Here is an 11,726-nt window from a genome sequence, read left to right on the forward strand (position 1 = left end):
TTAATATAAATAATTAGTAGGCTGTGCTCGGTACAGAGCGCTTGTATAGTTACAGCAAAATATATAGAGGTTACTTTGCCAAGTCGTCGATATCACATTCATGTTATCTGCGTTGCTCATAGCCAGCCCCTGGTTTTGGATAGTCTAGCGGTTTTTTTTCAGTCACGTGCGTTTTTGACTCATGATATCTCTACTCATTTAGCACAGTCGGCTCTATATGGTCGTCAGTGCGTTGATGCGTGCGATTATGTATTAATTCTCATCGGCGATAGTTATGGCACAGTGCAAAACACTGGCTTTAGCCAAATGCATTTAAGCTATTTTAATGCAAAAGCTAGAGCGAAGCCGATGATGGCGCTGATAAAGAGACATTATGATGCTGAAGAGCTCAATCCACAGCTCAAAGCTTTTACTCAGATTGTAGAGCAACAAAAAAGCAATGTGCATTATTATGATGATAATACTGACATAAAGCAGCTGCTAAATACTGCACACATTGAGATGATAAAAAAACCTGAGGTAGTAACCGGTTGGCTCAGCGCTAAAGACAGCGCGACTAGCATGGATAATAGAGCAGCTAATAGCCCAGCGGCTAATTCACTTAGAGGTATGAGCGCTCAAAATAATAAGCACGGTACTAATAACTATACGGCTACTGACACTATTACCACCACGCTTGAATTAACCCAGTCTTTTGATATTGAATATATGGCACAAGCCTACGAAGAGGGTAATCTAACCGATGTCACTATGACTATGACCTTGACTTGGCAAAACGTTTTGCAGGCTTTAGGGACGATGCCGGCGTTTTTTTCTAGTTATGGTTTGCAAAGTCAACTCAATCGTTTGATCGCCTCCAAAGCTGAGCTTGATATAAAAAAACTCATGCCTAAAGTCCATGCTGTCGCTCGCTGTCAGATTATAAAAAGCGATTTGGATAAATTGCAAAGATTATTAATAGCAGCCAACTGGATACAGATAAAGAGCTCAGGCTCTGAGATACGCTCTACCAAAGAGCTGTGGAGCCTAACCTTTTATGCCAAAAAATTACTAGAAGAAAGTCAGACTAGGCATTATTCTGAATAATATTTTAGCCTAATCGCAAAATTATTGTACCAATTGTACTTATGCCATAGATTATATATAGTTATGGTGCCGTAAGCCCCATCTTCTGTATTTAGTCCAGCTCCCACTTATCGCTTAAAACTCTCTAGGCTTGCCTGCCGATTGAGCCGTGCTACGTTTTGTAATACAAAGCATACGTGTCAGCGCTTGTTAAAGGGCGTTATATTCATAATAATAGAAGCTAATAACAAATACAGTTAATAGCTGCTATAGCTATAAAGTATAAAAAATAACATAAGACGATTATAAGAAAACGAAGTTAACCATTGATTAAGGAGAGCACGATGACTGACTCTAAGCGCGATACATTAAAGCAGGAGCTTGATGCGCTATCCGAAACTATGCACGAAGCCAACCAGTTTCATACTCTAGAAGAGCAAGTTGCTGATATGAAGCGTCGTGGAATTGATCCTCGTAAAGCTTATAAGGAGCTTGATAGAAAAGAAGAGGATGCAGATTGGGGCGATGAGACTTGGAAAGAGAACGGTAAATGGAAACCTAAAACGCCTGCTGATCTAGATGAAAAAGCTCGTGAAAACTGGGGTGGTGATAGCGGTGAGCCTAATCCTCCTCCTATTGTCTAAACGATGACAAAAGCAGTAGCTCTAGACCAAAAGACCACATCAAATTGACGTGGTCTTTTGGTTTGAGGCTGTTTTATTCAAAACTATTCGCTTTAATGGACAAGAAGATTTAGTTAATTCTTTCTAAACGCACGCTGCCATCACTAGTAGTAACTCTGCGATAGCGAACATTGCTAGCAGGCTGCACTGTTCTTTGTACCGAAGGCTCAGACGAATAGACGTTAGGCGTAGCCGTTTGTCGCTGTTGAATCAGCTGACCCATACGATCGGTAGAGGCGGGGTTTGAGGGTCGAATAGAGCTAGAACCTTGAGCGCTATTTTGGGTAATTAAACGATAAAAGTTTTGACCAGCACGTCCATCGGCTGGGAATATACCGCGACTGGTTTGATATTGCCGAATAGCGCTACGAGTATTATCCCCAATGATGCCATCGACTTCACCAATATCATAGCCTGCATCTAATAAAGCTTGCTGAATATCTTTGGCTTGTTGACGGCTGATACCCGGATCGTTTGTCGGCCAAGCGGTAATAAAGTCCGTCTTGCTGCTATCCTCGCGAGCAATTAAGTCAGATAAATGGGCAATGGCTAAGGCGTAATTCTCAGAAGCATTGTAAGAATAAAAAGTATCGAAGTTTTTGCCAACCAAGAAAGCCGGACCGTCTTTGCCAGCGGGTAATAACAAGCCAGCACTGCTTAAGTCATAAGGTAGCGGACTACCATTAGCCAAGGTTAAGCCTTGATCTCGCCAATGGCTTATCGACTTTTTGTTTTTGCGGTCTGAAGCGGCCCAGTAACCATCTGGTAGTCTTACCTCATAACCCCAAGGCTCACCGGTCCGATAACCACGGTTATCCAAAAAATTAGCCGTTGAAGCTAGCGCATCGGGCACACTATTAACGAGATCGCGACGACCATCACCATCAAAATCCACGGCTAATTCTAAAAAGGTGCTGGGCATAAACTGGGTTTGTCCAAAAGCTCCCGCCCATGAGCCGGCCATGTCACTAGGTGCGATATCACCGCGCTGCACAATCTTTAGTGCATTAGCAAACTCTCCTTGAAAGTAGCTTTGACGACGATCAAAACAGGAGAGGGTAGCAAGCGATTCAAAGAGTGGTTTTTTACCTAAGGTCTGTCCAAAGTTGGATTCGACGCCCCAGACTCCTAACACGTGCTCAGGCTTGACACCATAGCGTGATTCTATTTGACGTAGGGTGTCGCCCCATTGCCGTTTAGCACGGATACCGTCTTCGACACGCTCTTTGTCTACAAGAGCTGACAGGTAATCCCAAACATCTTTTTGAAATTCTGGCTGATAATTGAGCGATTGAATAACGCTCGGATCAGGCTGGCTTGGACGATAATTGTTAAAAGTATAGCTATCTACGCCGCGAAACTTACTAGAGTTTTTTAGACCATCCAAACACTGTTGAAATTCACTGTTGGATAAGTAGGGGGCTTCTGGCTTAGCAGCTTGAGCGGTACTAGCTAAACCAAAACTAATGGCAGCCGTCAGTAAGGAGAGAGTAGAGAGGGTATTTAGATGCATAAAGATATCCTATAAAAGTAGTGGCAAGATCAGCAATAGTATTAAAGATTGATTTAGAGTAACTAATATCTACTCTAAAGAAAAGCTATCGAAGGTCTTGGTTACTATAAGCTGACGTATGAGAGAGGTTATGAGTGGGTCTGAATAAGATTAAGTGATCATTCCCCCAAAACCTTATTCAACTCCTTAATAAAACCATGAATACGCTCGGCATTCTTACCCAAATCGCTGCTCCCTATACGCGACTTACTACGGATATCCACTAAGCGCTCGTTGCCATTATCTTCTACGCGTACGACAATATCGTCCTTAAAGCCAAACCATAGCGTTGCATCGGTGGCTTCTACTAGACCTGCATTTTTATCAGTGTTGACTAATTGCCAGCCCAAATTATCGGCGGCTTGCTCAATAGCGGTCACCAACTCTGCTTTCGATTGCGTATAAGTCAGAGTTTGCAGCTTAGGATAGGCTTTGCTTTGCTGCTCGGCAGTCTTAGCGCCGGCATACGCCACAGGATTAGGAGCATTGACGCGAAGCGGAGCAATCGCCACAAACTCAGGCGGCGTAGTCATATCGGTTGAGATGTCATGAATGGCTGGTACGTTTTTTGCGGTGTTCATCATCTTAAGCGGCATAACTATGGCAATAAGAGAGAAAAACACCGCTAATCCTGCACTAGCAAAGCTAATGGTTTGACGTTTGAATAGTGCTTGGATAATAAGTAAGATTAGCGCGGCGACACCAGTAATAACCGCATATTTAAAGCCTGAAAACGCAGTAGCTAAGTCGATAATAGCGAATTTATAAAGCGGACCGGGCAGAGTCACTAGTAAAAAAGCAGCTAGGCTAACTAAGCTCACCAATATTTTCATGTAGTTTCTCTATTTTTATAGGCCAATTAGCCAGTAGTTTAAGGAGTTAATAGCCAAACTGACTCAGTGACCGTGAGATCTGGAGCAGCGTTTAAGGTAGCAGGCTTTTGTGCTAATGGTTTGATTGAATAATGAGCGCCATAATAACGCTCAATGTCTGTAGAGTTAATAGAGAAAGGTGGCCCAGCGCGCTCATTTTGCTGATAATTGAGAGTTAGTACTAATTGCGGCGCGTTATCGCTAAGGCTTATGACTTGCTCGCTATAGCTTGGGCGCATCTCTGGCGGCATGGCTATCAGCGCCGCTCTATCATAAACTGCATCAATAGCACCGATATCAGTAGCACTTAGCGCAAAAATATCTGCCGCCCACAAGCTAATCGTTTGTCCTGCTAGCTGACCCTGATAATTTTTTATTGAAGAGTCTTTAGTAGGTTGAGTGATAGTGACAGCACTATTTTGCTCGGCAAAGAACTCTATTACTGCTGATTCTACCAACTCTATGCCTATGACTTCATAGCCTTGCTGAGCCAACCATAGCATATCGATGGACTTGCCAGCTAAGGGCACCAATACTCGGCTGCCCTTTTTTAGCTTTAATTGATTAAAGTAGTGGATTAACAGCGGATTGACTGTAGGCTGGTTAAAACCGATACGACCTTGTTGCCAGCGCTCTTGCCAAAATTCAGCCTTCATACTATTACCCTCAAAATTTTTATCATAAATAATCTGTAATCAAATAAATGCTTACTATTGCTAGTTATCATAACGTCAATAGCCACAAAAAAGCCAAGAGAATAATCACTTGGCTTACTATTGCAAGATTAATTATGGTTAATGCCTCAACAGCGTTATTAGCTGACCATGTATTCGCTAAATTCTTTACGTAGTTTGGCAAGCTTTGGTGGAATAGCGAAGTTACAGTAGGCTTGACCAGGATTGCGATTAAAGAAGTCTTGATGTGCTTCTTCTGCGCGATAAAACTCTACGGCAGGATGCACTTCGGTAACGACGTTTAATCCCATATCACGCAGCTTATTAATAGTGCGATCAATCGTGGGTTTTTGATCTTCGTCAGTGTAATACACGATGCTACGATATTGGCTACCGACATCATTGCCTTGACGATCTTTTGTGGTGGGATCGTGAGTACCAAAGAATACATCGAGTAGCACTTCTAATGGCAAGGTTTGTTCATCAAATTCGACTTTGATGACTTCAACGTGACCGCTATTACCACTACAGACCGCTTGGTAATTGGCTGTTTCTGCCTCACCGCCCATATAGCCTGAAACGACGGACTCAACGCCTTTTAGAGATAAAAACACGGATTCGGTGCACCAAAAGCAGCCACCGCCTAAGATGATAGTTTGCATAATTTTTCCTATTATTATAAATACTTACTTATTAACAAATGAAACTAAGCTGATTTTGCTAAACGTTCTAGTTAGCTTAATTCTACCTATTTAGCATAACAATTGTGTCTTTAATCCTGAGTAACAAACGGTAATGTTATAATGAGCTTTTGCTAAAGGCAGTGCTATCAAAACCGCTGTCAATCTAATGATGAAAGTCATCGTCCAAAAGAGTTATGCTATGAATTCCACTAAATCAACCTCAGAAGCTGTGCAACAAGCTATGCAACAAGCTAGGCAAGCTACCGATATTGAACATGATGCGCACAAACAGAACTCAGTCAAACACGATACCTTGTTTGATAAGCCTTTTACCACGCCATTAGATAAAGTGGCGCGCTTCTCCTTTGATGAGCAAGTGGTTGCCTGTTTCCCTGACATGATTCGCCGCAGTGTACCGGGCTACGGGCAAGTGCTAGCGATGCTGCCGATTTTTGCGCGGCGTCACTGCAAGTATCGTCAGCAAAATAATGATGGCCAACGCGTCAGCCGTATTTATGATTTGGGCTGCTCGCTTGGCGGTGCGACGATGGCGCTGGCGGGCGAGTTTGCGGCGCAAGACTTACAGATTAAGGCGATAGATATCTCGCCGGCGATGACTTCTGAGGCTGCCACTTTACTCAAGGATAATTATCCGCAGCATGATATTGAAGTGATCACCGCCGATATTCGTGATATTGAGCTTGAGCCTTGCGATATGGTGATCTTGAATTTAACGCTGCAATTTTTGCCTACTGAAGATAGAGTAGCGGTGCTAAAAAAGATTTATAACGCGCTAACCGAGGGCGGCATCTTAGTCTTAACCGAAAAGACTCACGCTATAGATGAGCAGTATGATGCTTGGCTAGTCGAGCGTTATTATGACTTTAAACGCGCTAACGGCTATAGCGAGATGGAGATTAGCGGTAAACGTAACGCGCTTGAGAATGTGCTGATTACCGACACTTTAGATCAGCATCACGAAAGGCTATCGCAGGTAGGGTTTGCGCGGCATTTGACTTGGTTTCAGTTTTTGAACTTTGTTTCTGTGGTGGGGTTTAAGTAGGATTTTACCCAACATTTAAAAATAAATAACCCATGCCCTGCAAATTTCACGACTATTAAAGAACGCTAAGCTTGAGGCTAATCTTTTTATTATCTTAACTATTATTCACCCAAATTCAAATCAACGAAAATTAAAACACTTATGATCAACGATACTATTATCAATGCTGAACGTGAACTGTACTTAACCTTATTGACCATCGCTGAGACCCAGCCGATAGCTTATGACTGGCTCGCGCTATTACCCAATTGGCTAACGGCCATCAAGGACAAGCGTAATTATGCGCATGCACCAGCCTATCAAGCATCAGTAGCAAGACTACCTACTATTAGCGCTGATAGTGTCGATTTAAATGGCGCGGCTATTACTATTAACGCTCAGCTAAGTAACTCTGAGCGCAAGCAAACTTTAGCGCTACTCAAGCAGCTAATGCCGTGGCGCAAAGGGCCCTTTTATATTGGAAAGCAGATTGGTAACGATGAGTCAGGGATTAGCATAGATACCGAGTGGCATAGCGATTGGAAGTGGGAGCGGGTAGCGCCGCATTTGAGTCCGTTGAAGGGCAGACGCGTTTTGGATGTTGGCGGCGGCTCGGGTTATCATGGTTGGCGCATGGCAGGCGCGGGCGCAGAGACGGTAATCATTGTCGATCCGTCTTGTTTGTTTTATCATCAATTTATGGCGATTAGGCATTTTGTTGGCAATGCTGACAACTATCGAACGCACTATATTCCGGTGCCGTTAGAGGCGTTGCCTGCCAGTAGCGACCAAGGCAGTCAGCTGTTTGATATGGTGTTTAGTATGGGGGTGCTTTATCATCGCCAATCACCGTTTGAGCACTTACAGCAGCTGCGTGGACAGCTGATCAAAGGAGGCGAGCTAGTGCTTGAGACTTTAGTGATTGATGGTGATGCCAATACGGTACTAGTGCCCCATGATAGATATGCGCAGATGAATAATGTATATTTTTTGCCTTCAGTAGATGCTTTAGTAGGCTGGCTCAAAAAGGTTGGTTTCAAGGAGGTGCGTTGCGTCGATGTTGATGTCACCACGATAGAGGAACAGCGAGCGACCGAGTGGATGACGTATCAATCGCTGAGTGATTTCCTTGATCCTAATGACTGTACTAAAACCATTGAAGGTTATCCGGCACCAAAGCGCGCCACTATTATCGCTAAAAGGTAGCTTTTAGCTTTACCTTATTCTCACGGACGAGACGCTATGAAAATATCGATATATGTACCAACGCTGATAAAACCATTGTTAGTGAGCGCTGTTAGTTTGCTTTCGCTACCAGTGCTAGCGGCTTATGGTGACCCATTCGAGGGCAGCGGCTTTGTCAGCGAGGATTGGCAGCTGGTCTGTGACAATACCTTGACTTGCCGAGCGGCGGGCTACAGTAGCGAGATTGCAGAGCTACGGGGCAGCATTATGATGACCCTGCCGGCAGGCGAGAAGCTACCCACTACGCAAGTGGTGCTGAACTACTGGGACGATGCTAAAGCGGTAGAAGATCAAATGCAGGCGCAAAACCGTCAAGTTGAGTTGTGGCTTAATGATAAATACTTTGGCAAAGTACCATTAAATACAGAGGAGAGGGGTCGAGGCGTATTGACGACTGCGCAAACCAAGCTGCTTATCGATAACGCTCGAAAGCCTACTAAAATAGAATTTAGAATTGGCGATTATCGCTGGCAGATATCCGATATCGGTATGGCCGCTGTGTTATTAAAGCTAGATGAAGTGCAAGGCCGAGTAGGCACGCCATCCGCTTTAGTTAGTAAACACAATCCTAATCGTCAAAATCTAAAACCAGCAAAGGCGCTACCTAAGATTTATGCGGCAGAGACTTATCCTATCGCTGAGTATGACACGGTTACTGATAAGGCTGCTAAAAGGTCTGATGAGCAGAAGTTTTATCAGCGATTAAGCGAACGTTATGATAAGCAATGGCAAAGCAAAATGACGGGGTGGGTCAAGGCTAGTATAGCTAGCCTCGATGCTGAGAGGCGCGAGGACTGTAACATACTAAGCTCAGATCAGGATTGGTTTGATAAAGAAGATAAAGTCTGGCGCTTTACGCCAATCGATAGTAAACATACCTTAGCCAGTCACCCTTGCTGGACAGGAGCTTATAACTTTGGTACTGGCTATTGGCTCATTGATAACGATAAACCCGCCAAGCCCAAGCTGATTACTTTATCCGGCTCTTCTTATGCCGAAGGTGAGATATTCGCCGCGCATAAAGGCCGAGGATTAGGGGACTGTTGGTCGATGAAAAGTTGGGTTTGGGAGGGTAAAGATTTCGCTTTGGCTAGTGAGAAAACCACTGGGTTATGCCGTTTAATAGAAGCAGGCGGCGCTTGGCAGATACCCGCTTATGTCAGTGAAGTGATAAAAATAACTGACGATAAATTAAATTAGCCACTTATTAAAAGCGACTTCCATAATAATTTTGATTAAAAAACCTACAAAACCAGCACCAAGTGCTAAGAAAGTCCAAAAAGTACCAGCGCGTCCAGACTGTGATTGCTTAGAGACGTCCCAAATAATAAAGAATAAAAAGGCAATAAAAATGGGCAGTAGAACGTACAAACCCCAATTGGTAATGGTACTAGCAGCAATAGCAAACATAGCCTGTTCTCGGTAAGTTAGTAGTTATATCAGCCACTTTTTGAAGGCAACTTCGAGTAGTAGTTTGAGTAAAAAACCCATAAAACCTGCACCCAAAGCTAAAAATATCCAGAAAGTACCGGCGCGCCCAGCGTTTGATTTTTTGGAGATATCAAACATAATAAAAAATAAGAACGCGATAAATATCGGCAAAAGGATGTATAGTCCCCAATTAGTAATCGTACTCGCGGCGATAGCGAACATGATTCTGTCCTTAATTTGCAACAAAATAGAGGCTGTATTATAACGTGGAACCGTTTTGATATGAATGTCTAAGCTCATTAATATGACAGTAATAATACATTCAGCGCGACTATGGGGTCATCAGCAGCGCTAAGCCATCGCCGATAAATAAACCTCAGCTCAATAGCTAGGGTCAATAACTAAGAGATACCAAACACAATCAAACCATACATCACAACCACTTTGATAAGTCATATATCAAGTCAATAAAGCAAGTTTAACGCTATTTTTATCAATAATGATGCAATAAGGCCCAAAGATTGTTATATTTACGGGTTATCACTTTTTCGACTTATTTATGAGTTTATACCCTTATGTCACAAGCCCAAATAGATACTTTAGCTGCCCTGTTTGAAGAGGCCATTCAAACTCTAAAACAAGATGGTATCCTGCCTGCCGATTGGCAAAATAACAGCCAGATTACCCGTACTAAAGATCTTAGTCACGGTGATTTTGCTAGTAATATTGCGCTAAGTGCAGCTAAAGTCGCCAAAACCAATCCTCGTGCTTTGGCTGAGCAAATCGTCAAAGCTTTGCCTGATAATCAAAACATTCGCCAAGTCGATATCGCTGGTCCCGGATTTATCAACGTATTTTTGAATTCGGATGCTAAGTTTGCGGTGTTAGAAGAGATCTTTGCTAAGCAGCAGCGCTTTGGTCTTAGTGATAAATTTGCCAATCAAAAAGTACAGGTCGAATTTGTCTCAGCCAATCCCACCTCAAGCCTGCATGTCGGTCATGGTCGCGGTGCCGCCTTTGGTATGAGTGTGGCAAACTTGCTCGAAGCTGTGGGTTATGACGTTACGCGCGAATACTATGTCAATGACGCCGGCCGGCAGATGGACATTCTAGCGACTAGTACTTATTTGCGCTACTTGCAGGTTAATAATGAGGCCGTTGTTTTCCCTTCCAATGCTTATAAGGGCGATTATGTTAGTGATATCGCTGAGACCCTAAAGACTCAGTATGGCGATAGCTACGTGCATACCTTTGAGCAGATCGCTTTGGATGTGCCAGCAGATGCCGAATATACCATCACTGCAAAAGGCGAAAAAGAGCTAGTATCGGGTGATAAAGAGGCGCATATCGATGGCCTGATTGCTAATAGTAAAGCGCTATTAGGTGAGAGCTATCAGCTGTTTTTAAACGCCGCTTTGAGTGGTATTTTAGCCGATATCAAAGATGATCTAAACGATTTTGGTGTGCATTATGAATGCTGGTTTAGTGAAAGATCGATAGCCGATGAGATCGAACCAGTACTACAGATATTAGATGACAAAGGCTATCTGTACGAGAAAGAGGGCAATATCTGGTTTAGATCGACCGATTTTGGTGATGAAAAAGATCGAGTAGTGCGCCGGGCTAATGGACAAAGCACTTATTTTGCCTCTGATATCGCTTATCATAAAAATAAATTCGATCGCGGTTTTGATAAAGTCATTAACGTTTGGGGTGCGGATCATCATGGCTATGTGCCACGAGTCAAAGCGGCACTATTAGCGTTAGGCATTGATGCCGAGCGTTTGGATGTGGTGTTAGTGCAGTTTGTGGCGCTATGGCGCGGTGATGAAAAAGTACCGATGTCTTCGCGCTCAGGGGAGTTTGTGACTTTGCGTGAATTACGCTCTGAGGTCGGTAATGATGCAGCGCGCTTTTATTATGTAGCGCGTAAGCCTGAGGTACATGTCGACTTTGATCTAGAGCTTGCTAAGTCGCAAAGCAAAGACAATCAGGTTTATTACATCCAGTATGCTCATGCTCGCTCTTGTAGAGTGCTTGAGAAGCTAGCAGCTAGCGGTATGAGCGTTGATGATGCTGTTGGTGCAGCTCAGCAAAACTTACTAACCGCTGCCAGCGAAGAAGAGCTGATTAAGCTTTTAGGCGCTTATCCAGCTACTTTATTGCGCGCGGCAACTGGCTACGAGCCGCATATCTTGACTAACTATCTAAAAGAGTTAGCGGCCTTATTCCACGGTTGGTATGATAGCAATCGTATCTTGCCGGTGAGCTTAACCTCAGGGGAGACGCCAAGTCAGGATGAAGTCAATATGATGCAAGCTCGCCTACGTTTATCGAAAGCGGTCGGGCAAGTATTGACCAATGGGCTAAATTTATTGGGTCTATCAGCACCGACTAGTATGTAGTCTAGATTGATATCCTGTAGCATTTATACCCTTTGGTGCTGATAGCCAAAATGGTTAGTTGCTATAGTTGTTAG

At 43.6% G+C, this 11,726-nt stretch carries 12 protein-coding genes; 6 read left to right on the top strand and 6 right to left on the bottom strand.

The genetic code is table 11. The features are described 5' to 3' along the window. Positions 1-75 precede the first annotated feature (75 nt). Positions 76-1,086 (top strand): DUF4062 domain-containing protein, encoded by a 1,011-nt coding sequence (locus tag M0N77_RS00085; protein ID WP_353102399.1) that lies wholly within the window; start codon positions 76-78, stop codon positions 1,084-1,086. Positions 1,087-1,409: 323 nt separating this feature from the next. Next, positions 1,410-1,709, top strand: a complete 300-nt coding sequence (locus M0N77_RS00090) for a hypothetical protein (protein ID WP_353102401.1) — start codon at positions 1,410-1,412, stop codon at positions 1,707-1,709. Between the two features lie 109 nt (positions 1,710-1,818). Here M0N77_RS00090 and M0N77_RS00095 read toward each other — a convergent pair whose 3' ends face one another. The 4 genes from M0N77_RS00095 to msrA all read right to left on the bottom strand — a co-directional run bounded on the left by M0N77_RS00095 (position 1,819) and on the right by msrA (position 5,508). Next, positions 1,819-3,261: a lytic murein transglycosylase gene (locus tag M0N77_RS00095; RefSeq protein ID WP_353102403.1), complete on the bottom strand. Its 1,443-nt coding sequence runs from the start codon at positions 3,259-3,261 to the stop codon at positions 1,819-1,821. A 158-nt stretch (positions 3,262-3,419) separates the two neighbouring features. Continuing rightward, positions 3,420-4,133, bottom strand: coding sequence for a DUF1499 domain-containing protein (locus M0N77_RS00100; protein WP_353102405.1), 714 nt, complete (start codon positions 4,131-4,133; stop codon positions 3,420-3,422). 38 nt (positions 4,134-4,171) lie between these two features. Next, positions 4,172-4,828: a thiopurine S-methyltransferase gene (tmpT, locus tag M0N77_RS00105; protein WP_353102407.1), complete on the bottom strand. Its 657-nt coding sequence runs from the start codon at positions 4,826-4,828 to the stop codon at positions 4,172-4,174. Positions 4,829-4,986: 158 nt separating this feature from the next. Beyond that, the gene (msrA, locus tag M0N77_RS00110; protein WP_353102409.1) at positions 4,987-5,508 is read right to left on the bottom strand and encodes a peptide-methionine (S)-S-oxide reductase MsrA; all 522 of its coding nucleotides are present in this window, start codon (positions 5,506-5,508) and stop codon (positions 4,987-4,989) included. Between the two features lie 262 nt (positions 5,509-5,770). On the opposite strand from msrA, the gene cmoA reads away from it, so the two are divergent. The 3 genes from cmoA to M0N77_RS00125 all read left to right on the top strand — a co-directional run bounded on the left by cmoA (position 5,771) and on the right by M0N77_RS00125 (position 9,016). Further along, positions 5,771-6,592, top strand: a complete 822-nt coding sequence (cmoA, locus tag M0N77_RS00115; RefSeq protein ID WP_353105530.1) for a carboxy-S-adenosyl-L-methionine synthase CmoA — start codon at positions 5,771-5,773, stop codon at positions 6,590-6,592. Between the two features lie 141 nt (positions 6,593-6,733). Next, the gene (gene cmoB, locus M0N77_RS00120; RefSeq protein ID WP_353102411.1) at positions 6,734-7,777 is read left to right on the top strand and encodes a tRNA 5-methoxyuridine(34)/uridine 5-oxyacetic acid(34) synthase CmoB; all 1,044 of its coding nucleotides are present in this window, start codon (positions 6,734-6,736) and stop codon (positions 7,775-7,777) included. Between the two features lie 36 nt (positions 7,778-7,813). Next, entirely contained in the window at positions 7,814-9,016 is a 1,203-nt protein-coding gene (locus M0N77_RS00125) for a DUF1176 domain-containing protein (RefSeq protein ID WP_353102413.1), read from the top strand. On the opposite strand, the gene M0N77_RS00130 is transcribed toward M0N77_RS00125, so the two are convergent. Both M0N77_RS00130 and M0N77_RS00135 read right to left on the bottom strand, forming a co-directional pair. Then, the gene (locus tag M0N77_RS00130; protein WP_353102415.1) at positions 9,008-9,226 is read right to left on the bottom strand and encodes a DUF2788 domain-containing protein; all 219 of its coding nucleotides are present in this window, start codon (positions 9,224-9,226) and stop codon (positions 9,008-9,010) included. The genes M0N77_RS00125 and M0N77_RS00130 overlap by 9 nt on opposite strands. Positions 9,227-9,250: 24 nt before the next feature. Beyond that, positions 9,251-9,469, bottom strand: coding sequence for a DUF2788 domain-containing protein (locus tag M0N77_RS00135; RefSeq protein ID WP_353102417.1), 219 nt, complete (start codon positions 9,467-9,469; stop codon positions 9,251-9,253). Between the two features lie 353 nt (positions 9,470-9,822). On the opposite strand from M0N77_RS00135, the gene argS reads away from it, so the two are divergent. Next, positions 9,823-11,652 (top strand): arginine--tRNA ligase, encoded by a 1,830-nt coding sequence (gene argS, locus M0N77_RS00140; RefSeq protein WP_353102418.1) that lies wholly within the window; start codon positions 9,823-9,825, stop codon positions 11,650-11,652. Positions 11,653-11,726: the final 74 nt, after the last annotated feature.

This window comes from Psychrobacter sp. AH5 (genome assembly GCF_040371085.1).
In the GTDB taxonomy this organism is placed as follows: domain Bacteria; phylum Pseudomonadota; class Gammaproteobacteria; order Pseudomonadales; family Moraxellaceae; genus Psychrobacter.

Bases quoted from the DNA above. Each gene is read 5' to 3' on its own strand.
- M0N77_RS00090 (WP_353102401.1), top strand. From the start codon at position 1,410: ATGACTGACTCTAAGCGCGATACATTAAAGCAGGAGCTTGATGCGCTA.
- M0N77_RS00095 (WP_353102403.1), bottom strand. From the start codon at position 3,261: ATGCATCTAAATACCCTCTCTACTCTCTCCTTACTGACGGCTGCCATT.
- M0N77_RS00100 (WP_353102405.1), bottom strand. From the start codon at position 4,133: ATGAAAATATTGGTGAGCTTAGTTAGCCTAGCTGCTTTTTTACTAGTG.
- tmpT (WP_353102407.1), bottom strand. From the start codon at position 4,828: ATGAAGGCTGAATTTTGGCAAGAGCGCTGGCAACAAGGTCGTATCGGT.
- msrA (WP_353102409.1), bottom strand. From the start codon at position 5,508: ATGCAAACTATCATCTTAGGCGGTGGCTGCTTTTGGTGCACCGAATCC.
- cmoA (WP_353105530.1), top strand. From the start codon at position 5,771: ATGCAACAAGCTAGGCAAGCTACCGATATTGAACATGATGCGCACAAA.
- cmoB (WP_353102411.1), top strand. From the start codon at position 6,734: ATGATCAACGATACTATTATCAATGCTGAACGTGAACTGTACTTAACC.
- M0N77_RS00125 (WP_353102413.1), top strand. From the start codon at position 7,814: ATGAAAATATCGATATATGTACCAACGCTGATAAAACCATTGTTAGTG.
- M0N77_RS00130 (WP_353102415.1), bottom strand. From the start codon at position 9,226: ATGTTTGCTATTGCTGCTAGTACCATTACCAATTGGGGTTTGTACGTT.
- M0N77_RS00135 (WP_353102417.1), bottom strand. From the start codon at position 9,469: ATGTTCGCTATCGCCGCGAGTACGATTACTAATTGGGGACTATACATC.
- argS (WP_353102418.1), top strand. From the start codon at position 9,823: ATGTCACAAGCCCAAATAGATACTTTAGCTGCCCTGTTTGAAGAGGCC.